This window comes from Rhodoferax sp. LS1R11, assembly GCF_056521395.1.
This window is the reverse complement of the sequence record NZ_JBWMAW010000006.1, coordinates 150,017-171,859: the sequence shown is the minus strand read 5'-3', so window position 1 is coordinate 171,859 and position 21,843 is coordinate 150,017. Positions and strand designations below refer to the sequence as shown.

At 58.7% G+C, this 21,843-nt stretch carries 18 protein-coding genes and 1 pseudogene; 11 read left to right on the top strand and 8 right to left on the bottom strand.

Going from position 1 to position 21,843, the window contains the following annotated elements:
* Positions 1 to 35 precede the first annotated feature (35 nt).
* Together AC097N_RS09880 and AC097N_RS09875 are read right to left on the bottom strand one after the other, a co-directional pair.
* Positions 36 to 278: a hypothetical protein gene (locus AC097N_RS09880; RefSeq protein WP_479580785.1), complete on the bottom strand. Its 243-nt coding sequence runs from the start codon at positions 276 to 278 to the stop codon at positions 36 to 38.
* Positions 275 to 778 (bottom strand): putative toxin-antitoxin system toxin component, PIN family, encoded by a 504-nt coding sequence (locus tag AC097N_RS09875; RefSeq protein ID WP_479580784.1) that lies wholly within the window; start codon positions 776 to 778, stop codon positions 275 to 277. Before AC097N_RS09875 ends, AC097N_RS09880 begins: the two co-directional genes overlap by 4 nt.
* Positions 779 to 786: 8 nt before the next feature.
* Here AC097N_RS09875 and AC097N_RS09870 point away from each other — a divergent pair.
* Together AC097N_RS09870 and AC097N_RS09865 are read left to right on the top strand one after the other, a co-directional pair.
* Positions 787 to 1,362 (top strand): annotated as a pseudogene (locus AC097N_RS09870) (FAD-dependent oxidoreductase); the annotation flags it as partial.
* Between the two features lie 289 nt (positions 1,363 to 1,651).
* Positions 1,652 to 4,174, top strand: a complete 2,523-nt coding sequence (locus AC097N_RS09865) for a N,N-dimethylformamidase beta subunit family domain-containing protein (protein ID WP_479580783.1) — start codon at positions 1,652 to 1,654, stop codon at positions 4,172 to 4,174.
* A 1-nt stretch (position 4,175) separates the two neighbouring features.
* On the opposite strand, the gene AC097N_RS09860 is transcribed toward AC097N_RS09865, so the two are convergent.
* Positions 4,176 to 5,201, bottom strand: a complete 1,026-nt coding sequence (locus AC097N_RS09860; protein ID WP_479580782.1) for an adenosine kinase — start codon at positions 5,199 to 5,201, stop codon at positions 4,176 to 4,178.
* A gap of 351 nt (positions 5,202 to 5,552) precedes the next feature.
* Between AC097N_RS09860 and AC097N_RS09855 the strand changes: the two genes are divergently transcribed.
* Positions 5,553 to 7,181, top strand: a complete 1,629-nt coding sequence (locus AC097N_RS09855; protein WP_479580781.1) for an outer membrane protein assembly factor BamB family protein — start codon at positions 5,553 to 5,555, stop codon at positions 7,179 to 7,181.
* 44 nt (positions 7,182 to 7,225) lie between these two features.
* Here AC097N_RS09855 and AC097N_RS09850 read toward each other — a convergent pair whose 3' ends face one another.
* The 4 genes from AC097N_RS09850 to AC097N_RS09835 form a co-directional block, all read right to left on the bottom strand.
* Positions 7,226 to 7,933: a VOC family protein gene (locus tag AC097N_RS09850; protein WP_479580780.1), complete on the bottom strand. Its 708-nt coding sequence runs from the start codon at positions 7,931 to 7,933 to the stop codon at positions 7,226 to 7,228.
* A gap of 52 nt (positions 7,934 to 7,985) precedes the next feature.
* Entirely contained in the window at positions 7,986 to 8,585 is a 600-nt protein-coding gene (locus AC097N_RS09845) for a 3'-5' exonuclease (RefSeq protein ID WP_479580779.1), read from the bottom strand.
* A 2-nt stretch (positions 8,586 to 8,587) separates the two neighbouring features.
* Positions 8,588 to 9,175, bottom strand: a complete 588-nt coding sequence (locus AC097N_RS09840) for a hypothetical protein (protein WP_479580778.1) — start codon at positions 9,173 to 9,175, stop codon at positions 8,588 to 8,590.
* Positions 9,176 to 9,305: 130 nt separating this feature from the next.
* Complete coding sequence (locus AC097N_RS09835; RefSeq protein WP_479580777.1) at positions 9,306 to 9,884, bottom strand: C40 family peptidase; 579 nt, start codon at positions 9,882 to 9,884, stop codon at positions 9,306 to 9,308.
* A 100-nt stretch (positions 9,885 to 9,984) separates the two neighbouring features.
* Here AC097N_RS09835 and acuI point away from each other — a divergent pair, with 100 nt between their 5' ends.
* From acuI to AC097N_RS09795, 8 genes are all read left to right on the top strand, one after another.
* On the top strand, positions 9,985 to 10,980 hold the full coding sequence (gene acuI, locus AC097N_RS09830; protein ID WP_479580776.1) for an acrylyl-CoA reductase (NADPH): 996 nt from the start codon (positions 9,985 to 9,987) through the stop codon (positions 10,978 to 10,980).
* A gap of 44 nt (positions 10,981 to 11,024) precedes the next feature.
* A complete protein-coding gene (locus AC097N_RS09825) occupies positions 11,025 to 11,624 on the top strand; it encodes an isochorismatase family protein (RefSeq protein ID WP_479580775.1) in 600 nt (199 codons plus the stop codon).
* 98 nt (positions 11,625 to 11,722) lie between these two features.
* Complete coding sequence (locus AC097N_RS09820) at positions 11,723 to 13,618, top strand: propionate--CoA ligase (protein ID WP_479580774.1); 1,896 nt, start codon at positions 11,723 to 11,725, stop codon at positions 13,616 to 13,618.
* A 182-nt stretch (positions 13,619 to 13,800) separates the two neighbouring features.
* Positions 13,801 to 16,668 (top strand): 2-oxoglutarate dehydrogenase E1 component, encoded by a 2,868-nt coding sequence (locus tag AC097N_RS09815; RefSeq protein WP_479580773.1) that lies wholly within the window; start codon positions 13,801 to 13,803, stop codon positions 16,666 to 16,668.
* Positions 16,669 to 16,752: 84 nt separating this feature from the next.
* The gene (gene odhB, locus AC097N_RS09810; RefSeq protein ID WP_479580772.1) at positions 16,753 to 18,000 is read left to right on the top strand and encodes a 2-oxoglutarate dehydrogenase complex dihydrolipoyllysine-residue succinyltransferase; all 1,248 of its coding nucleotides are present in this window, start codon (positions 16,753 to 16,755) and stop codon (positions 17,998 to 18,000) included.
* Positions 18,001 to 18,087: 87 nt separating this feature from the next.
* Complete coding sequence (gene lpdA, locus AC097N_RS09805) at positions 18,088 to 19,515, top strand: dihydrolipoyl dehydrogenase (RefSeq protein ID WP_479580771.1); 1,428 nt, start codon at positions 18,088 to 18,090, stop codon at positions 19,513 to 19,515.
* A gap of 85 nt (positions 19,516 to 19,600) precedes the next feature.
* A complete protein-coding gene (gene zapE / locus AC097N_RS09800; protein WP_479580770.1) occupies positions 19,601 to 20,698 on the top strand; it encodes a cell division protein ZapE in 1,098 nt (365 codons plus the stop codon).
* A complete protein-coding gene (locus tag AC097N_RS09795) occupies positions 20,695 to 21,042 on the top strand; it encodes a hypothetical protein (RefSeq protein ID WP_479580769.1) in 348 nt (115 codons plus the stop codon). Before zapE ends, AC097N_RS09795 begins: the two co-directional genes overlap by 4 nt.
* Before the next feature lie 27 nt (positions 21,043 to 21,069).
* Here the strand turns inward: AC097N_RS09795 and AC097N_RS09790 are convergent, their stop codons facing one another.
* Entirely contained in the window at positions 21,070 to 21,831 is a 762-nt protein-coding gene (locus tag AC097N_RS09790) for a PP2C family protein-serine/threonine phosphatase (RefSeq protein WP_479580768.1), read from the bottom strand.
* Positions 21,832 to 21,843: the final 12 nt, after the last annotated feature.

Sequence of the window (21,843 nt, the reverse complement as noted above, 5' to 3'; positions counted from 1 at the left end):
TAGCCGCGCAGGTTCTGTATGGGCTGCGCGGCTTTTTAACTAGTCCAGGTGTCGTCTGCAAGCGTAGCATTTGCACCCACCTTGTCCCATGCCGCTTGCGCATCGCCCGCGCTAACCAACGCCGCCCGTTGCTCAAAGAACTTGGCGGTCTCCATGGCGCTGATCTTCTCAGCAATAGCGACCACGAAAAACTGGTTCATGGTGGTGTCATCGGCAGCGGCAATCCGCTTGGCGGCTTGCTTGAGCGATTCTGGTAGGCGAAGGGCATAACTGCTCATGACTTGGAACTCCTTGTGACGGCTAAGCCAAAGTGTTTAAAAGCTTGTTCAGGATTGAGTACGGGGATACCAAAAAGCCTCGCGGGACCAAAGTCGCGCAGGTTGTAAGTCACGATGGCATGGGCCTGCGCATTGGCAGCTGCTTCAAGAACCATTTCGTCGGAGGGGTCACGCAATTGCGGTCTCCATTGGTAATGCGTAATGACTGGCTCAATGATCCCTGCAAGCTCATTCAAAATAGCGTCGATGTCGCTGACCAGGAGCCCAGAGGTCGCCAACTGACTGGGACGCTTGAGGACATCCTCATATTCCAGAAAAAGCGCAGGGCTGCAACACATCGTGACCTGCTGGAGTCGAATGATTTGCATCAGTGCGAACGAGGACCCATACCGATTGCGTGTGGCAGCCACCAGGATGTTGGTATCGACAAGCAGTTTGGGTGTATTTTCCATATCATCGGTGATATGAGTATCGGGTTGGGTTTGGTAAATGTCAATCAAATTCTTGCTTCATCAACGTCGACATCCAGATGCGCACCAACGTGCCGCACATCTTCGCCATTGGCGACATCGTCGGCCAGCCGATGCTGGCGCACAAGGCCGTGCACGAGGCGCATGTGGCGGCTGAAGTCATTGCCGGTGAACTGCAAGGCAACAAAGAGTTGGCCGCTGCGGCCTTCAACGCCGGCGTGATTCCAAGCGTGGCCTACACCGACCCCGAAGTGGCCTGGGTGGGCTTGACGGAAGACCAGGCCAAGGCGCAGGGCATCAAGGTCAAGAAAGGCCTGTTCCCCTGGACAGCCTCGGGCCGCGCCATTGCCAATGGCCGCGACGAAGGCGTCACCAAACTGCTGTTTGATGACTCGCCGGAAGCGCATGGCCACGGCAAGATTCTGGGTAGCGGCTTGGTCGGCACCCACGCGGGCGACATGATTGGCGAGATTGCGCTGGCCATCGAGATGGGTGCTGACGCGGTCGACATCGGCAAGACGATTCATCCGCACCCGACGCTGGGCGAGAGCATCGGCATGGCGGCGGAAGTGGCGCACGGTAGCTGCACGGACTTGCCGCCGGCACGCAAGTAAGCTGCTAAAACGCTATTAATTCAATAGCTGGCCGCGCACGACCTATAAGGGCTGCGCGGCTTTTTTATTGCAAATTTTGTTTTGAACCATTCATACCTGTGCAGAAAGGTCATACCTGGTTGCCCCTGCTTTGCCGGAGCCGCTGCACCTGCTTGCCGCCGCACGCGCTTGTTGGCCACCCGCGAGATGCGTCATTGCGGTTTCATAAAAAGCCGCTAAATTCTTTTAATAGTCACCATCAGTGCAGATGCTATTCTTACTTCAAGATTAAAAAACGGGAGGTTCTTCGATGAGCGATACACAGCAAGGCACATCCATGGCCTATGGCTTGACACGCCGGCACTTCATTCAGGCCGGTGCCGCCATCGGTACCAGTGCGCTTCTGCTGCCGATCAGCCAGGCCGCAGGCACCAGTCTGGAGGGCTACGCGTCAACCACGTCCGTGGCGGTGGGCGGAACGATCGACTTCTTCCTGCGTGACCCGCAGGCGCTGGGCACAGGCACGACGGCTTACCCGGTGACCATCTCCCGCATCGGTGCGCCGGACGTGTTCATCATGAGTACCACTGTCAGCATCGGCAACCAGGTGGTGCCATCCGACGTGGTGGCAAACGGCTGCCGTTGGGCGCGCAACTACCGCCTCACGGTGCCCAACACCTGGCCCAGCGGCCTTTACTACGCCTTCATCGGCAGTGGCGCCAACGCCTGCACGGTACCTTTCGTGGTGCGCGCGGTGTCTTCCACACCCGGTGTCCGAACCATCGTGCAGATTCAGGTCTCAACGATCCAGGCGTACAACAACTACGGCGGCAAGAGCCTGTACGACTACAACTCCAGTGGCAGCGTGCGCTCGCCCAAGGTGTCGTTTGACCGGCCGTTCAGCGAGTCCTTCAACAGTTTTTTTGACGTGTATGGCCAGTACCTGGTGCGCTGGATGGCCAAGAACAACCTCGCGGCCGACTTCTGCACCGACATCGACATTGTTGCCAACCCTTCGATCCTGGACCCTTACCAGTTGTTCGTCGACGTCGGCCATGATGAGTACTGGACATTGGGTCGCCGCCAAACGATGGATGCTTTTGTCGCCCGCGGCGGCAATGCGGCTTATTTTGGCGCCAACACCTCGTGGTTCCAGTCGCGCCTGGAGGCGGGTAACGGCGTTGCAAACCGCACCCTCGTTTGCTACAAAGACGCCGCAGCCGACCCCATCGCAGACCCGGCGCAGAAAACCACCACCTTCGTTTCACTGGTGCCACCCAACCCGGAGAATCAAACCACCGGCCTTGGCTACCTGACAGGTTGCAGCTGGACCGGCACCCAGCCACGCCCGGTGACACCGTGGACTGTGATGCGCGCTGAGCACTGGGCCTTTGCGGGCACCGGGTTGGCCACTGGCGGCAGTTTCGGCGGCCAGTACGTGGGCTACGAGTGCGACTCCGCGCGTTTCGCCTTGGGCAGCGACCGTCGTCCCTACCCAACCAGCGCTGACGGTGCGCCGACGACCTTGCGCATCTTGTCGATGGCCGACGGCAGCAACTGGAATACTCTTTCGTTGGCCGCAGGCGGTGGCGGTGAGCAGTCCGGCTACGCCATGATCTCGGTCTTCAGCCGTGGCGGCAGCGCGGGGACAGTTTTCAACGCTGGTACCGTGGAATGGGCCTATGGTCTGATCCCCGAGCTGAACGGACAGACGCCCACACCGTTGAGCCGCATCACGCTCAATGTCATCAACAGGCTTGCCAACCCATGGTCGGAAACGGCAGATGTGCGGCAGTTCAGTGGCACGCTGGGCGCCCTGGCCAACTACTACTACGCCATCGGTTCGGCAGCCCCGGCGGGCAGTGGGCTGGTGTTGGACGGCCTGGTTTTTCGCGCCTACGCGGCTGCTGAGGCAGGCACCGTGCCGGTGTACCGCTATATCAGCTCAGCATCTGCTGTGGCGCAACGGCGTTACCTGCTGCGCCTGAACGCCACGGGCGGTGGCGGCGTGGAACAGATGACAGTCGATGGCATCGCCTTCCACGCTTACGCGGCACCGCGCAGCGATGCAGTGGCCGTCTACGAACACTACGCCTTCAACAACGTAATTCAGAACTGGGTTGCGTGCTACTCCCTCTCGGCAACGCCGCCAGCGGGTTACAGCGCAGGCCTGGTGGTGTTTTATGTGCCCACTGAAGGCACCACGGCAGCGCCACCGAGCGTTGGCTTCACGCTGACGCCCAATGTCGCCACGATCAGCCTCAACCCCGGCCAGTCGGGCTTGAGCGACATGATTGTGGTCAATCCGCTCAACGGCTTTAGCGGCAGCGTGACCTTTTCGGTCTCTGGCGTGCCCGCTGGCGTGTCGGTGGTGCTGCAACCGGCGACGTCCGCCGGTGGCACCAAGTTGGCCATCACAACACTGGCCAACACCCTCGTTGGCAGCTACCCCATTACAGTGACCGGCACGGCACCGGGTGTCTCCAACCCGGTTAGCACGACGCTGACGCTGGTGGTCTCTGCGCCGCAGAGCTTCAGTCTCAACTCCAACAAGTCGTCGGTACTGATGCTGCTGGGTGGAATCTTTGGCGCCAGCGTCAATGTCTCGGTGACTGGCAAAAACGGATTCAGTGGCAACGTGGCGTTCTCGGTCACCGGGCTGCCCTCGGGCATGAATGGCACCTTCTCGCCGTCGAGCTCCACCAGCAGTAGCACATTGAGCTTGCGATCATCGTCCTTGCTGGGTGCGCAACGCGGCTTCTTTAAGTTGACGATTCGCGGCGTATCCGGCAGCTTGTCGGCGCAGACCACGGTGTCGCTGACTGTGCTGTAAGTCAACCCGCCGCGCTTGGCATTAAAGCCTTGCGCTGCTCAAAGCGCGTTTTGATGTCACCCATGGTCTGATGGGTGAGCCGGTTGCCATACTGGCTGACAACCTGGCCAGCGGTCTGGTTGGCGAGCCAGGCCGCGTCTACTGCTGCATAACTGTGCGTGATGGCATACAAAAAGGCGCCTGCAAACATGTCGCCCGCGCCGTTGGAGTCAACGGCTTTCACGCTGGCCGCGGGTACGGCTTGTTGCTGGCCGTCCTCCAGCACGATGCATCCCAGCGGGCCGCGGGTCAGGCACACGGTTTGGGCCAGTTGGCCTACCTGGCGGCAGATGGACTCCAGGTCGGTCGTGCCGCACCACACCTGCGCTTCTTCCTCGTTGCAAAACAGGTAGTCCAGGTCTTGGGCAATGATGGCCTCCAGTCCGGGGCGGCAGAAGTTGATCATGGTCACGTCGCTCAAGGTGGTCGCCAGGCGAACACCGGCCTGCTTCGCCATGCGGCGCCCCTCCAGCGCGGCATGCAGGCCCGTGGGGGATGCTGACAGGTAGCCTTCCATGTAATAGACCTGCGATTTGGCAATGTCTTCTTCGTGCAAGGCGGTGTGGTCCAACTCGGCGGTAGCGCCCAGAAAGGTGCTCATGCTGCGCTCCGCGTCAGGGGTCACCATGACCATGCACATGCCTGTCTGACCCCTGTTGGGCTTGGCGTGCGTCAGGTTGGTGGCAACGCCGTTGTTGAGCAAGTCCTGCCGATAGAACGCGCCCAATTCATCATCACCCACACGGCAAGAGTAAAACGCCTTGCCCCCCAGTTGCGACAAGGCGACGACGGTATTGCCCGCCGAACCGCCGCCATTGCGGCGTGAAGGCAAGTCCTGCACATGGTCCAGCAGGGTCTGGCGCCGCTCGGCGTCGATCAGGGTCATGTGGCGCTTGGCCACCCCCATGGCGGCCAGATGAGGCTCGGTTACTTCGTAGTCAGAGTCCACCAGGGCGTTGCCGATGGCGTAGAGATCGTAGGTTTTCATGGGGGCTGAATAGAGCGGAATGGAGAAGGGGGGGCGGGATTGGCCGGGGGTGTGCAGTTTACTGTCGATTGGCCGCTCCACCTCGTGAGATGAGGTCGGGCCAGGGGCCGACTGTCGCGGCGTTGGAATAGCCCTAATAGCCCTGGTACAGTTTCCTGTTGCTATTAAATGTATAGCTGCTTGTACACGTCCTATCTGGGCTAGAGGCCAGTTTGGCATATAAGTGTGGCAGCCAGGATGTGATTCCTGTTTCAGCAGGTCTTGTTCGTTGGGCTGGTTTTGTCATTGTGCATTCGCGCAAACAGGTGTAATTTATTCCCCCCATCAAACCCTTTCAACCGGAGATCTGTCATGACCAGGAAAAACAGGATTGCGCAGTCGGGTGTCTTTACGATGTGTCTTGTGGCCAGCACGGCGGGGTTCGGGGGGGCGGATTGGCCCAGCGCCGGCAAAGACCTCCATAACTCGCGTTATCAGGGGGATGAAAAAGAGATCAGCGTAAAAACCGTGTCGAACCTGACGTTGAAATGGACTGTGGCGACCGACGGTGACGTGACCGCCAATCCTGCGGTCGACGGGCAGTCCCTGTACTTTCCCGACTCGGCAGGCTTCCTCTACAAAGTGAACAAGCATACTGGCGCTGTGGTGTGGAAGAAGCCGATCTCCGACTACACCGGGATTGCGGGTGACTTCGCCCGCGCCACACCCGCTGTTGCGGGCAACGCGCTGATTTTGGGGAACCAGAGCGGCAAATTTCTGCAGGCCTTCGGGCAGCCCGCGCCACAGTCGGCCCGGGTTTTTGCGGTGAACAAAAATACCGGCGCACCGCTCTGGGTCACCGAAGTCGACACGACAGCCTTGTCGTTCGTCACGCATTCAGCGGTGATCGCCAATGGCGTGGCGCTGGTAGGTGTCGCGTCCAACGAGGAACTGGTTGCCGGTTTCGTGCCCAAGGCCTACTGGCAATGGAACTTTCGCGGCAGCGTGGTAGCCCTCGATGTCACCACGGGAGCCATCAGATGGAAGAGTTACACCGTTCCTCCGGGCTACTATGGTGGTGCCGTCTGGGGCAGCACGGGTGCAGTCGACCTGGAGCGCAATTTGGCTTACATGGCCACGGGTAACAATTATTGGGTACCGGATGCTGTGCTGAATTGCCTCAACAGTGGCGGCAGTCCGGCGGTATGCATGAGCCCGGACAACCACTTTGACTCGATCATCGCTTTGGATCTCAGCACAGGCGCCATCAAATGGTCAGCGCGCGGACTTCCATATGACACCTGGAATGTCGGGTGTGGCCTCAACGTACCGGGCCTTGTCGTTCCCCCGAACGACAACTGTCCCAACCCTAAAGGCCCGGACTGGGACTTCGCGCAGGGGCCCATGCTGTTCACGGGGCCGGGCGGCGAGGGTGGTAACGGGAAAGGAAAAGGGAATGGCGGCGGAAAATTGGTCGGTGCAGGGCAGAAGAGCGGCAAGTTCTGGGCCTTCAATGCAAGCACCGGCAAGTTGGCCTGGGTAACGCAGGTGGCACCGCCCGGTTTGACCGGCGGTCTGCAATGGGGTTCGGCCACGGACGACAAGCGCATTTACTTGGCGGTGGCCAACAGTGGGTTGACCGGTGGCGGCGTGACCCCCGAAGTCTGGAAGTTGAAAGATGGCACGAGCACCACGGCCGGTGGGTGGGCAGCCCTCAACCCCAAGAACGGGGAGGTGATTTGGGAGACCAAGGACCCCATGGGTAGCCGTGCTGAGGCGGCTGTCAGTGTGGCCAACGACGTGATGTTCGGATGCAATCTGGAGCCAGGTGCTGGCCGGATGTATGCGCTGAATGCCAAAACCGGCGCACCGCTGTGGTCCTTTGCCACCAACAGGCCATGCAACGCCGGTCCGTCCATTGTTGACGGCATGGTGTTCTGGGGAAGCGGCACTTTCGGCCCAGGGCCAGGTCCGAAGCTGGTGTATGGATTTGGCCTTTAATTCCCCAGGGACGGGCTGTCCAAATCGGGCTGCCCCGGGAACTCCTAAATCCCTTGGCTCTGAAGCGTGACCACCCCTTTGGGGGTTTGCAAGGTGGCCATGATGTTCGCCGGGCCGACCTCTACGGTGATGCCCGTGAGCCCAATTGCTTCGTAAGCCGCTTGCAGTTTGGCAGCAGTCGGGTGCGTGACGGCAATGCTCTGCAGCGTGACACCTGAGCGCGGCAAGCTGTTTCTGGGGTGCAGGCGCAGGGGCTCGGCAGCGTCGGGTTTGCCCCATTGAATCAGCGTGGGCAGCGCGCCGTCGAACAGGCGTTGCCCGTCCTCACGCACGGTGATTTGCCATTGCAGGATGCCTTTGCGCGAGTGGCGGCTTGCCGCCATGGCGGGGCCTCGTTCGATGCTCAGGCCCTTGAGTGCGATGCGGGCGGCCTGAATTTCGTCGGTGTTGACCACAAAGTGCACCAAGCGCGGTTCTTTGGCCACGGCGGCGCGCAGGGCGGGGTCGTCCATGTCAAACCAGCGCTTGGCGTGCGGGTTGGCAGGCCCTTTGGCGTCCGGATTGATGGCGATGATTTCAAAATAAGCCAGCGGGTTGGCGGGGGTTGCAATTTTGAACAGGCGGTTGTGTGTGCCGTACTGCGCATGTTCCCCGCCGGGGGCGGGTGTGATGCCTAAAGTGGCTTCACACCACTGCACGCCTTGTTCCAGGGTGTGCGCAACGACGACGAGGTGATCGATATTTGTTTTCATCACCTGACCATACCATTGGCTCCACGCGCTTGGCCGCGTGTGCCTTGCAAAATTAACCCGTTCGCAGTTCCAACGCGTCAAAAATCTTGATCGCAGCCCAGGCGTCATTGGCCGAGTAAACAATCTGACTCTCGGTGAGCTGTCGGTTGGCCCAGTTGGAGGTAGTTGCTTTTTTGGACTTCACGAACCGCCGGTTGAACACCACGGCGACGGCGCCGCGCACGCCAAGTTCCTTGATGTAGCCCCGGTCCCTGAACACCACATTCAGGTCAAGTACGTTCCTGGGGTGAACGCCCAGCGTGCGCTTGATTTGCACATGGTCTCCGGCCAGACCGAACCCGACCTTGGTGATGCGCTCGGACATCAGCAGGGCGGCCACGATCTCGCAGCAAGCCGCGTCATGCAGTTGAAACACATAGGCTTTGTGCAGGGTGGAAAACTGCACCACGTGGGGGCCGGACGAGATTTCTTCCCGCACAAAGGTGGGCTTGGACTCGGTATCAAAGCCTAGCACGGCGCAAGCATCCAGAACCTGGAAGGCCTCGGCCGCCTGCGCTTGCGTGGAAACCACCACGATGCTGTCCAGCCCGAGCCGGTTCAGTGGTTCAAGGAGGGCGATGTCGTCTTTGCTGGGGGAGGTGATACGTGGCATGTTTATTTGGTTTTGCCCAGGCCGACCCGGAACGCCTCCAGCCGGGCTTCATAGTCTGCGGCATCGCCGTAGTCCAGAAACCGGTTGTAGCGACGGTGCGTGCCCAGAATCTTGTGAGCGTGTTTGATGGGGCAAAAATATTCTTCGGTTCGGGCCAGAATCTCGGCCATGTAACTCATGAGTCCGTTGCCATACTCGCAATAGGTGCAGTGAAATTTCTCGATGAAATTCAGGTAGCCAAGCTGACGCCGGTCAAACACGATGTAGTCGGAGCGCCGGACCTTCTTCACGCCATAGATCGGAAAGCAGGCCCATTGGTAAAAGCTCACAAAGAAATCAAGCATCAGCAGCGGAATGATCATGCCGTAGATGATGGGGCCGGTGATCAGGTTTTGCGGCCGATCGGTCACCAGCCAGCGAAAGAAGTTCTTTTTGAGTTTGCCGTGTGCGGCCTTGACCGAGCTTTCAAACTCGACCCGCTTGCCCTTGATCTGGAAGAACATCTTGCGCTCCTGTTCGTGAACGGCCGTGCGCAAGTCGTCCTCCAGTGCCGCCATTTGGGCCAGTATTTGAGAAATGCGTTCGTTCATGGGGTTCCCGAGGCGACCACACGGGCGCAGACAGTGGGGTAAATAGGTCGAAATTTAGACGTTTTAGGGCTGTAGCCCAGGCGGAATGCGCGCAAGATGCTATCTAAAGCATAGCGCTAAACGCCAAAAATCAGCGCATTGCGGGTTCCGTTGCCGGGATTGCCTGGGGCGCAGTGGTATCGGGTGTTGCTGTCAGCACCCGGCGGGCGCCGTCAAAGCGCTGCCGCCAATACGAAATACCCATGTCCTCGACCCGGACCTGGCTGCCAGGCTTGGGCGAGTGGATGAACTTGCCATCGCCCACATAGATGCCGACATGGCTGAACGCACGGCGCATGGTGTTGAAAAATACCAGGTCGCCAGGCTGAAGCTCACCTTGTTCAATTTTTTTGGTGGCCGCTGCCTGATCTTCTGCCTTGCGGGGCAGTATCAAGCCAATGGTTTGCTGGTAGGTGGCGCGGACAAAACCGCTGCAATCAAAGCCTGACTCGGCGGTATTGCCACCACGCCGATAGGGGACACCCAAAAAACCAATCGCTGTGAAGACCAGCTCAGACGCTTTCTCGCCTACCGAATGGCGAACCTGATCAATCCGGGCCAGCAGGCCTTTGTTGGCCAGGTACTGGTCCATGTCGTCGTTTGCAGCGGGAGGGGCTGCATGCGCACTGGCCGCTAAGAGGAGGGAAATGAAGAGGGCTGGAATTCGCATGAAGAGGTAGCATACCCGTTGCGAAGGCGGCGTGTCAAGCTTGGGCCGCCTCCCGCGTTTTTTGTAACTTGTTGATTTTTATATATTTTCAAGGATTTTTATGTTCAAGGCATTGCTCCTGGAGAACCAGGATGGGTTCAAGGCATCCGTTCAATCCATTGAAGAGTCGCGTCTGCCACTGGCGGGCGCCGAGGGCAGTGTGACCGTTGCCGTGTCCTATTCCTCCCTCAATTACAAAGACGGGCTGGCCATCACCAACAAGAGTCCGGTCGTGCGCAATTGGCCGATGGTGGCGGGTATTGATGGTGCGGGGACCGTGATTGACTCCAGTCACCCGGCGTGGAAAGCGGGGGATGTCTTTGTCCACAACGGCTGGGGTATCGGGGAGACGCACTGGGGCTGTCTGGCTGAAAAGGCGCGGCTCAAGGGCGACTGGCTTGTCAAGCTGCCTGCCGTTTTCACGCCCCGCCAGGCGATGGCCATTGGCACGGCGGGTTACACCGCCATGCTGTGCGTGCTGGCGTTGGAGGACCATGGCGTCAAGCCCGACGCGGGCGAGGTTCTGGTCACAGGCGCCACAGGCGGTGTGGGCAGTGTGGCCATTGCTTTGCTGGGCAAGCTGGGCTACACGGTGGTGGCAGCGACGGGCAAAGCCTCGGAAGAGGCCTACCTCAAGTCATTGGGTGCCACGGGCATTGTGGAGCGTGCGACGCTTTCAGCCCCGGGCAAACCGTTTCAAAAAGAGCGTTGGGCTGCGGTGGTGGATGCGGTGGGTTCCCATACACTCGCCAATGCACTGGCCCAGACCCGCTACGGTGGCGTGGTGGCCGCGTGCGGCTTGGCGCAGGGCATGGACTTGCCCACCTCGGTCATGCCCTTTATCTTGAGGGGCGTGACGCTTGCCGGCATTGATTCGGTCATGGCACCGCTGGCCAAACGCCAGCGTGCGTGGGACCGGCTGGCGCACGACCTGGACCCCCAGCTGCTGGAGTCGATGATCGACGAGGTGTCGCTCGACGGCGCCATTGCCAAGGCGCACGACCTGATGGACGGCAAAGTACGTGGCCGTGTGGTGGTGAAGACAGCTGCGGTTTAATAAGGGATTATTTGAATTTGCTCCATTTTTCCTGAAAGCCTGCCATGTTGCTAGATGCCGCTGAATCCCAACTCGTTCTCGTTGACTACCAAAGCCTCCTGATGCCCGTCATCTTCGAGGGGCCCCTGGTGGTTGCCAATGCCGTGCGTCTGGGGCAGTTGGCGAAGTTGATGGCCGTACCCGTGTGGGGCACCGAGCAAAACCCCTCCAAACTGGGTGAGAACGCGGCCGAGGTCAAAGCCCTGTGCGCCCAGACGCTGAGCAAGATGCAATTCAGTGGCGTGGAGGAGGGGCTGGGCGAGTGGCTGCGTCCGCCGGCCAAACCCGTGGTTGGCAACGCGCGCAGTTTGCCCAAACATCTGCAAAAACCAGCTGCTGGTTCTGAGCGAAACATGATCGTGATTGCCGGTTGCGAAGCCCATGTGTGCTTGCTGCAAACTGCGCTGGATTTGTTGGAAGACGAGTTTGATGTGTGGGTGGTCACCGACGCGTGCAGTTCACGCACCGAACGCAATCGGGATGCTGCCTTTGACCGCCTGGCTGGCGCCGGAGCTGAGTTGGTCACCACTGAAATGGTGGCGTTTGAATGGTTGCGCACCGCAGAGCATCCTGCGTTCAAGGCCGCGCAAGGGCTCATCAAATAAGGGGTTGCCGGCCCCAATGAGGTGGGGCCAGTCAGGCTGCAGCAAGCTGCCTGCTCATAATTATGAATTCAGTTTATCGACCCGACTGGAGACAAATAATGACAACCTACGCTGATTTCCACCAACGTTCCCTCATTGAACGTGATGCCTTCTGGGGCGAGCAAGCCCAGCTTGTCGACTGGAAGACGCCGCCGCAACAGATTTGCGACTACAGCAATCCGCCTTTTGCCAAATGGTTTGTCGGCGGAACCACCAACCTGTGCCACAACGCCGTTGACCGGCATCTTGAGGATCGTGCCGATCAGGCTGCGTTGATTTTTGTTTCGACAGAAACCAATGAGGAAACGGCCTACACCTTCCGCGAGTTGCACGCCGAAGTACAGCGCATGGCAGCCTGCATCAGGGAGCTTGGCGTCAAAAAAGGTGACCGGGTACTGATCTACATGCCCATGATTGCCGAGGCGGCATTTGCCATGCTGGCTTGCGCCCGCCTTGGCGCAATTCATTCGGTCGTGTTTGGTGGCTTTGCTTCTGGTTCCCTGGCGTCACGCATTGAAGATGCCGAGCCCAAGCTGGTGATCAGCGCTGACGCGGGTTCTCGTGGCGGTAAGGCGGTGGCCTATAAGCCGTTGCTGGACGAAGCCATCCGTCTCTCCAGCTACAAGCCCGACGCCGTGCTGCTGGTTGATCGTGGCTTGAGTGCTATGAATTTGGTAGCTGGACGCGACCATCTGTGGGGCGCATTGCGTCAAAAACATCTGAATACGGTGGTGGCGTGCGAATGGGTCGAGGCGACCCATCCCAGCTACACGCTCTACACCAGTGGAACCACAGGCAAGCCCAAAGGCGTGCAGCGCGACACAGGCGGCTACGCCGTGGCACTCGCCGCCAGCATGAAGCATATTTATGGTGGCAACGCGGGTGAGACCTATTTTTCGACCAGCGACATCGGCTGGGTGGTGGGACACAGCTACATCATCTACGGTCCCCTGATAGCCGGTATGGCGACCATCATGTACGAAGGCTTGCCAACTCGTCCCGATGGGGGTATTTGGTGGAGCCTGGTGGAGAAATACAAGGTCACGGTCATGTTCAGCGCACCGACGGCGGTGCGGGTGCTGAAGAAGCAAGATCCCGCCTTTTTGTCAAAGTACGACCTGTCCAGCCTGCGCGCCCTGTTTTTGGCGGGTGAGCCACTGGACCAACCCACGGTCAAATGGATCAGCGAGAGTCTGGGCAAGCCGATCATCGACAACTACTGGCAGACCGAAACCGGTTGGCCCATCCTGTCTCTTTGCAATGGGGTCGAAAAAGCGGACAGCAAATTCGGCTCGCCGGGCAAGGCGGTGTACGGCTATGACGTCAAACTGCTCGACGACCAGACGGGCGAAGAGTTGACCGGACCCAACCAAAAGGGCGTGGTCGCCATCGAAGGCCCATTGCCTCCCGGCTGCCTGCAAACCATCTGGCGTGACGACGAACGGTTTGTCAAAACCTACTGGTCCAGCGTGCCGGGCAAGATGGTCTACAGCACCTTTGACTGGGGCATTCGCGATGCAGATGGTTATTTCTTCATCCTTGGGCGGACCGACGATGTGATCAATGTGGCAGGGCACCGTCTGGGCACCCGCGAGATTGAAGAAAGCATCTCCGCCCATCCGAATATCGCTGAAGTCGCGGTGGTCGGTGTGGCGGATCAACTCAAAGGGCAGGTCGCCATGGCATTTGCCGTGGTCAAGGACGCCAGTGTGCTCACAGATGACGCGGCCTGCCTCAAGTTGGAAGGTGAAATCATGAAGCTCGTGGATCGGGACTTGGGCGCCGTGGCCCGACCAGCGAGGGTTCGTTTTGTCAGCACGCTGCCGAAAACACGCAGCGGCAAGCTGCTGCGACGTGCGGTGCAAGCCGTGTGTGAGGGGCGCGACCCTGGTGATCTGACCACCATGGACGACCCGTCCGCACTGCAGCAGATCAAGGATCTGGTTGCTGTGTAAGTAGTTTCAACGGGCACCCGCTTTCTGCGTGTGCCTTTTTTGATGGCACAATAGTGCAGTTACTAGGCCCTTCCACGCCACAGTCGCATCCGCCAAACGGTTAAGCCGGGACGCGGAAGGTTAATAAACAATCAGCTTTAACCAGCTAATGTTTCCTGCAGGGAAACGGAGGTCAGCGGAAAATGAGTGAATCGAACCAGGTCTATCAGGCCTATCAAGCCAACACCTATTTGTTTGGCGGCAATGCACCGTATGTCGAAGAGATGTACGAAAACTACCTGGCCAACCCAGGCAGCGTGCCCGACAACTGGCGTGACTACTTCGATGCGTTGCAGCATGTGCCTGCCGTCGACGGATCAAACGCCAAAGACGTTCCCCATCAGCCAGTCATCAATGCCTTTGCCGAGCGCGCCAAACAGGGCGGCACCAAAGTGGTGGTGGCGAGCGTCGACGCGGAAATGGGCCGCAAACGCACGGCAGTTCAACAATTGATTGCAGCCTACCGCAACGTGGGCCAGCGTTGGGCTGACCTTGATCCGCTCAAGCGGACTGAACGCCCTGTGATTCCTGATCTCGACCCAACTTTTTATGGTTTCGCTGATGCCGACCAGGAAACCGTGTTCGACACCAGCAACACGTTTTTTGGCAAAGACCGGATGCCCCTGCGCGAGTTGCTCAACGCACTGCGCGAAACCTACTGCGGCACGCTCGGTGCCGAGTACATGTACACCACCGACCAGGCTGAAAAGCGCTGGTGGCAGCAAAAGCTGGAAAGTATCCGCAGCAAGCCCAGTTTCAATGCCGAGAAGAAAAAGCAAATTCTCGAGCAGTTGACTGCTGCCGAAGGCCTGGAGCGTTTTCTGCACACCAAGTACGTGGGGCAAAAGCGTTTCTCCCTTGAAGGCGGCGAGAGCTTCATTGCCGCCATGGATGAGCTCATCCAGTCGGCCGGCGCCCAGGGCGTGCAGGAAATCGTGATCGGCATGGCTCACCGGGGTCGCTTGAATGTGCTGGTCAACACCATGCGCAAGCTCCCCGCTGATCTGTTTGCCGAGTTTGACCACACCGCGCCTGAAGATTTGCCCGCGGGTGACGTGAAGTATCACCAAGGCTTTAGTTCAGATGTGAGCACCTCGGGCGGTCCCGTTCACTTGTCGCTGGCCTTCAATCCTTCCCATCTCGAAATTGTGAACCCCGTGGTCGAAGGCTCGGTGCGCGCCCGTATGGACCGTCGTGGTGATCCGATGGGCAAGCAAGTGCTGCCCGTGCTGGTCCATGGTGACTCTGCTTTCGGCGGTCAAGGTGTGAACCAGGAAACATTGGCACTGGCGCAAACCCGTGGTTACACCACGGGCGGCACCGTGCACATCATCATCAACAACCAGATCGGTTTCACCACCTCTGACCCGCGCGACATGCGTTCCAGCGTGTTCTGTACGGACATCGTGAAGATGGTTGAGGCACCTGTGCTGCACGTGAACGGTGACGATCCAGAAGCGGTGGTGCTCGCGACGCAGCTGGCGCTGGAATACCGGATGGCGTTCAGCAAAGACGTGGTGCTGGATATCGTTTGCTTCCGCAAACTCGGCCACAACGAGCAAGATACGCCGGCATTGACTCAGCCGTTGATGTACAAAAAAATCAGCACCCATCCCGGTACCCGTAAGTTGTTTGCCGACAAGTTGACGACCCAAGGTTTGGGTGAGACGTTGGGAGACGACATGGCCAAAGCTTACCGTGCCGCCCTGGACGCGGGCAAGCATACCGGCGAGGCGGTGCTGACCAATTTCAAGACCAAGTTCACCGTGGACTGGTCTCCTTTCCTCGGCAAGAAGTGGACCGATGCCGGTGACACGGCCATTCCCCTGTCCGAGTGGAAGCGTCTGTCTGAGCGAATTACAACGATTCCTGCGTCTGTGTCGCCCCACCAGCTCGTGAAGAAGGTCTACGACGACCGCGCGGCCATGGGCCGTGGCGACATCCCCGTGGATTGGGGCATGGGCGAGCATATGGCGTTTGCCTCCTTGGTTGCCAGTGGCTTCCCGGTGCGTTTGTCGGGTGAAGACTGTGGCCGTGGCACGTTCACGCACCGTCATGCCGTGATTCACGATCAAAAGCGTGAAAAGTGGGATACCGGCACTTACGTCGCGCTGCAAAATGTGACGGAAAACCAGGCCCCCTTCAATGTGATCGATTCGATCCTGTCTGAAGAGGCTGTCCTCGGTTTCGAATACGGTTACGCCTCGAACGATCCCAACACCATGGTGATCTGGGAAGCCCAGTTTGGCGATTTCGCCAATGGTGCTCAGGTGGTGATTGACCAGTTTATTGCCTCGGGCGAAGTCAAGTGGGGTCGTGTCAATGGCCTGACACTGATGCTGCCGCACGGTTATGAAGGTCAGGGTCCTGAGCACAGCTCAGCCCGCCTGGAGCGTTTCATGCAGCTCGCCGCGGACACCAACATGCAGATCGTGCAGCCGACCACGGCCAGCCAGATCTTCCACGTGTTGCGTCGTCAGATGGTGCGCAACCTGCGTAAGCCGTTGATCATCATGACCCCCAAGTCCTTGTTGCGCAACAAGGATGCGACATCGCCGGTCAGCGAGTTCACCAAAGGAAGCTTCCAGACGGTGATTCCCGAGACGAAGGACATCAAGGCCGACAAGGTCAAGCGCATTCTGGCTTGCTCGGGTAAGGTGTACTACGACTTGGTTAAAAAGCGCGAGGAAAAAGGCGCCGACGACGTGGCCATCATTCGCGTTGAGCAGCTCTATCCCTTCCCGCACAAGGCTTTCAGTACTGAACTCAAGAAGTACCCGAACGCCACCGAGATTGTCTGGACGCAGGACGAGCCACAAAACCAGGGTGCCTGGTTCTTTGTCCAGCATTACATCCACGAAAACATGATGGATGGTCAAAAGCTGGGCTACTCCGGTCGTGCGGCCTCAGCTTCTCCTGCCGTGGGTTATTCGCACCTGCACCAGGAGCAGCAAAAGGCGCTGGTCGACGGCGCGTTTGCCAAGCTCAAAGGCTTTCTCCTCACCAAATAAGGTCGTTCAGACTTCCTGATTCTTTGTGGACCGAGTCGAAAGCTCACCCACAAAGACTAAAAACAAAATATTGAAAGAATCGTTATGGCTATCGTAGAAGTTAAAGTTCCCCAGCTCTCTGAATCCGTGGCTGAAGCCACCATGCTGCAGTGGAAAAAGAAGGTCGGCGACGCAGTCGCTGTTGATGAGATCCTGATTGAAATCGAAACCGACAAAGTCGTGCTCGAAGTGCCTGCACCTGCTGGTGGTGTTTTGGTTGAACTGCTTCAGGGCGATGGCGCCACGGTGGCCGCTGATCAATTGATCGCCCGGATTGACACGGAAGCTTCGGCTGGTGCGGTTGTCGCCGCTGCTGCCCCTGCTACCGCGGCTGTTGCCGCCACACCGGCACCTGCTGCAGCCGCTGCAAACTCCATGGCTGGCGTGCCCATGCCCGCTGCAGCCAAATTGATGGCGGACAACCAGTTGGCCGCAGGCTCGGTGGCAGGCACTGGCAAAGATGGCCGCGTGACCAAAGGGGATGTGTTGGGTGCTGTTGCTGCTCCTAAAGTTGTAGCTGCTCCCGCAATGCCCGTGAAGGCTGCAGCCGCTTTGTTGCCTCAAGTCGCGGCGCCGGCAGTGGCTTTGGGTGACCGTCCTGAGCAACGTGTGCCCATGAGCCGCCTGCGTGCCCGCGTGGCCGAGCGTCTGTTGCAGTCCCAATCCACGAATGCCATTTTGACCACCTTTAACGAGGTGAACATGGGCCCGGTGATGGAGATGCGCAAGAAGTTTCAGGACGCCTTCACCAAAGAACACGGTGTGAAAATTGGCTTCATGAGCTTCTTCGTCAAGGCGGCGGTGCATGCCCTCAAGAAGTTCCCCGTGCTGAATGCCTCGGTTGATGGCAATGACATCGTTTACCACGGTTTCTTTGACATCGGCATTGCGGTGGGTTCTCCCCGTGGTCTGGTTGTGCCCATTCTGCGCAATGCAGACCAGATGAGCTTTGCCGAGATCGAGAAGAAGATTGCCGAGTTTGGTCAAAAGGCCAAGGACGGCAAGATGAGCATGGAAGAAATGACCGGTGGTACGTTCTCCATCTCCAATGGCGGTACCTTCGGCTCCATGTTGTCCACACCCATCATCAACCCGCCACAAAGCGCGATTTTGGGCGTGCACGCAACCAAAGACCGTGCCATGGTGGTCAACGGGCAAGTGGTGGTGCAACCCATCAACTATCTGGCCATGAGCTATGACCACCGCATCATCGACGGGCGCGAAGCCGTGCTCGGCTTGGTGGCGATGAAGGAAGCGCTGGAAGACCCAGCCCGCCTGCTGTTTGACATCTAAAGCACAAGCCTGACTGACCCACCCATGTGGCCGGACTGCTGGTCCTGCCCATCGGTGGGTTTTCTTTACCTGAATACTGGAATCAATATGAGCAAACAATTTGACGTGATCGTCATCGGTGGTGGCCCTGGTGGCTACATTGCGGCCATCCGCGCTGCCCAGCTGGGTATGAACGTCGCCTGTATCGACGAATGGAAAAATGCCAAAGGCGGACCCGCCCTCGGTGGCACTTGCACCAACGTGGGTTGTATTCCCTCCAAGGCGTTGTTGCAGTCGTCGGAGCACTATGACCATGCGAGTCACCATTTCGCGGACCATGGCATCGCCGTGACGGGCCTGAGCCTCGATGTGGGCAAGATGGTGGGCCGCAAGGACACCGTGGTCAAGCAGAACAACGATGGCATTCAGTACCTGTTGAAGAAAAACAAGGTTGCGTTCTTCCACGGCCGCGGTTCGTTTGTCAAAGCGGTCGAAGGCGGCTATGAGATGAAGGTGGCCGGTGCGGCCGAAGAAACGCTGGTGGGCAAGCAAATCATCATCGCCACAGGCTCGAACGCACGGGCCTTGCCCGGCACGCCGTTTGATGAGGAAACCATCCTCTCCAACGATGGCGCCTTGCGCATCGGTGCGGTGCCGAAAAAGCTGGCCTTGATTGGCTCGGGTGTGATCGGTCTGGAGATGGGCTCCGTCTGGCGTCGTCTCGGTGCTGATGTCACCATTCTGGAAGGCTTGCCTACATTCCTGGGCGCCGTGGATGAACAGATTGCCAAAGAAGCCCACAAAGCGTTCGTCAAGCAGGGCTTGAAAATTGAACTGGGCGTCAAGGTTGGTGAGATCAAGAAGAGCAAGACCGGCGTGAGCGTGGCCTGGACCAACGCCAAGGGCGAAGCCCAGACGCTCGATGCTGACAAGCTGATCGTCTCGATCGGCCGCGTGCCCAACACCATTGGCCTGAACGCCGAGGCTGTGGGTCTGGCGCTTGACGAGCGTGGCGCCATTGTGGTGGACGGCGACTGCCGTGCCAGCTTGCCCGGCGTTTGGGCGGTGGGCGATGTGGTGCGCGGCCCCATGCTGGCGCACAAGGCAGAAGAAGAGGGCGTTGCCGTGGCCGAGCGCATTGCCGGCCAACACGGGCACGTCAATTTCAACACCATTCCCTGGGTGATTTACACCAGCCCCGAGATTGCCTGGGTGGGCCGCACCGAGCAGCAACTCAAGGCCGATGGCGTGGCTTACAAAGCGGGTACTTTCCCGTTCCTGGCCAATGGCCGGGCGCGCGCTTTGGGCGACACGACCGGCATGGTCAAAATGCTGGCTGATGCAACAAGCGACGAAATTCTGGGTGTGCACATCGTCGGCCCCATGGCCAGCGAGTTGATTGCCGAGTGCGTTGTTGCCATGGAGTTCCGGGCCAGCAGTGAAGACATTGCCCGCATTTGCCATGCACACCCCTCCCTGAGCGAAGCGACCAAAGAAGCTGCGTTGGCGGTGGACAAACGCACGCTGAATTTCTGATATTGATTTATATGAAAAAGGCTGCTTACGCTCGTCCTGCGCGCGTAAGCAGCTATATTTTTTATAGCAACCATGGGCTGTTCGCGTGAAAGTTAAAGAAGCTTATGAAGCGGAGCTTGTTGCCCGCGGCTACACCGCCGATCCCGCGCAATTGCATGCGGTCGATGCGCTGGAGCGCTGTGCGCAGGAGTGGGCAGCCTACAAGGAAAAACGCTCCAACTCGCTGAAGAAGCTGATCAACCGGCCTGATATTCCGCGCGGCGTATACATGTTTGGCGGGGTGGGGCGGGGCAAGAGCTTTCTGATGGATTGCTTTTTTGGCGCGGTCCCTCTCAAGCGCAAGACGCGGCTTCACTTTCATGAGTTCATGCGCGAAGTGCACCGTGAACTGGCAGGCCTTCAAGGCACGGTAAATCCGCTGGATGAACTGGCCAAACGCATTGCCCGCAAATACCGCCTGATTTGTTTTGATGAATTTCATGTCGCCGACATCACGGACGCCATGATTCTTCACCGGCTGCTGGCCGCGCTGTTTGACAACGGCGTAGGCTTTGTCACCACGTCCAACTTCAAGCCCGATGATTTGTATCCCAACGGCCTGCACCGGGACCGAATCCTTCCCGCCATCGCCTTGTTGAACGAAAAGCTTGAAGTCATCAATGTTGACAATGGCACGGACTACCGTCGTCGTACGCTGGAACAAATCCAGCTGTACCACGTGCCGCTGGGCGCCGCAGCTGATGCCGCCATGCGTGATGCCTTCGAGCGCCTGGCGGAAACGCAGGATGAAGAGCCTGTGTTGCACATCGAGGCCCGTGAAATCCATGCTCGCCGCAAGGCGGGCGGCCTGGTGTGGTTTGATTTCAAGACCTTGTGCGGTGGCCCTCGCTCTCAAAACGATTACCTTGAAATTGCGACGCAGTTCCACACGGTGTTATTGAGTGACGTGCCCCATATGCCGGTACGCATGGCCTCCGAGGCTCGCCGTTTTACGTGGCTGGTGGACGTGCTTTATGACCGTCGTGTCAAGCTGATTATGTCGGCTGCTGTGTCCGCTGAGTTGCTCTACACCGAGGGGCCGTTGGCCCATGAATTTCCACGAACGGTTTCAAGGCTTAACGAAATGCAGTCCAGTGAGTTCCTGGCGCTGGAGCGCCGTGTCGTGGACACCCGATTGACATGAAGCCAACCCTCTTTTTTGCTGCCGTAATGGTGGGTGCCGCCTCGGCTTGGGCGCAAGTGGTGCCCGCTGGTTCGGACAGACAAAGCTCCACCCTGCAAGATATGGAGGCGCAGAGAAATAGTATTCAGTCAGCAAGGGCACGTGAAGAGGCCGCATTTGCGCAGGCCGAGGTCGAGTGCTATCAATGGTTTGCCGTGACGGATTGTTTGAATGACATTCGCAAGCATCGGCGGACCACTCTTGACGCCCTTCGTCGCCAGGAAGTAATGCTGAATGACCTGGAGCGCAAACGCAAGGCTCAAGAGCAGATCGAGCAAATCAGGCAAAAATCTGCGACTCAATAAACGTGGCGGAACGCCCTTGCGACCTGGCTAGGTGCCGAGTTGCTCCAGTTTCACAATCACCAGCGACAGGTTGTCTCCACCGCCATGGCTGCGTGACCTGGCTTTTTCTATCAGAAATTCGGTGGCCTCACGTGCCGAGAGACTCGATAGCACGGACCCAATCTCCGCTGTATTGAAGTAGTGCCAAACCCCGTCGCTACAGGCCATCAGAACGTCGCCGACTCGAAGTTTCGGGATGAAGTGGACGTCGATTGAAGGATCGTTCTCGGTCCCCAGACATCCCATGAGAATGTTGGACTGGGGATGAACAATGGCTTGTTCCTCCGTTATTTCTCCCCGGTCTACCAGTGCCTGCACATAGGAGTGATCCAGCGTTCTCTTGACTAACTGATTACCGTGGTAATGGTAAATGCGTGAGTCGCCGGCATGCGCCCAGTAGCAATCGCCGCCGGGGTTGATCAGGAAAGCCGCGACCGTGCTGTGCGGTTCTTCCTCGGACGAAATTGCCGTCAATTTGATGACGGTGTGAGCCTCGTTGATCACTTGCTTCAGTGTGGCCGCTGCGTCGTCTGTCTCTGGCGAGTACCGCTCGAACAGTTGTTGCGCTGTCATCATGACTTGGTCCGATGCCTTGCGCCCGCCACTTCGACCGCCCATGCCGTCCGCCAGGATGGCAAGCACGCAGCCACTGACCCGCGCATGGCTCAGCAAGATGACCTGGTCCTGCTGGTAGTCACGGTCACCCTTGTGGATGCCCGTTGATGCGGTGAGTCGAAAGCCTTTGGACATGTGGTACTGCTA

Bases quoted from the DNA above. Each gene is read 5' to 3' on its own strand.
- lpdA (WP_479580771.1), top strand. From the start codon at position 18,088: ATGAGCAAACAATTTGACGTGATCGTCATCGGTGGTGGCCCTGGTGGC.
- AC097N_RS09790 (WP_479580768.1), bottom strand. From the start codon at position 21,831: ATGTCCAAAGGCTTTCGACTCACCGCATCAACGGGCATCCACAAGGGT.
- acuI (WP_479580776.1), top strand. From the start codon at position 9,985: ATGTTCAAGGCATTGCTCCTGGAGAACCAGGATGGGTTCAAGGCATCC.
- AC097N_RS09845 (WP_479580779.1), bottom strand. From the start codon at position 8,585: ATGCCACGTATCACCTCCCCCAGCAAAGACGACATCGCCCTCCTTGAA.
- AC097N_RS09815 (WP_479580773.1), top strand. From the start codon at position 13,801: ATGAGTGAATCGAACCAGGTCTATCAGGCCTATCAAGCCAACACCTAT.
- AC097N_RS09850 (WP_479580780.1), bottom strand. From the start codon at position 7,933: ATGAAAACAAATATCGATCACCTCGTCGTCGTTGCGCACACCCTGGAA.
- AC097N_RS09820 (WP_479580774.1), top strand. From the start codon at position 11,723: ATGACAACCTACGCTGATTTCCACCAACGTTCCCTCATTGAACGTGAT.
- AC097N_RS09825 (WP_479580775.1), top strand. From the start codon at position 11,025: ATGTTGCTAGATGCCGCTGAATCCCAACTCGTTCTCGTTGACTACCAA.
- AC097N_RS09835 (WP_479580777.1), bottom strand. From the start codon at position 9,884: ATGCGAATTCCAGCCCTCTTCATTTCCCTCCTCTTAGCGGCCAGTGCG.
- AC097N_RS09865 (WP_479580783.1), top strand. From the start codon at position 1,652: ATGAGCGATACACAGCAAGGCACATCCATGGCCTATGGCTTGACACGC.
- AC097N_RS09860 (WP_479580782.1), bottom strand. From the start codon at position 5,201: ATGAAAACCTACGATCTCTACGCCATCGGCAACGCCCTGGTGGACTCT.
- AC097N_RS09855 (WP_479580781.1), top strand. From the start codon at position 5,553: ATGACCAGGAAAAACAGGATTGCGCAGTCGGGTGTCTTTACGATGTGT.
- odhB (WP_479580772.1), top strand. From the start codon at position 16,753: ATGGCTATCGTAGAAGTTAAAGTTCCCCAGCTCTCTGAATCCGTGGCT.
- AC097N_RS09840 (WP_479580778.1), bottom strand. From the start codon at position 9,175: ATGAACGAACGCATTTCTCAAATACTGGCCCAAATGGCGGCACTGGAG.
- AC097N_RS09880 (WP_479580785.1), bottom strand. From the start codon at position 278: ATGAGCAGTTATGCCCTTCGCCTACCAGAATCGCTCAAGCAAGCCGCC.
- AC097N_RS09795 (WP_479580769.1), top strand. From the start codon at position 20,695: ATGAAGCCAACCCTCTTTTTTGCTGCCGTAATGGTGGGTGCCGCCTCG.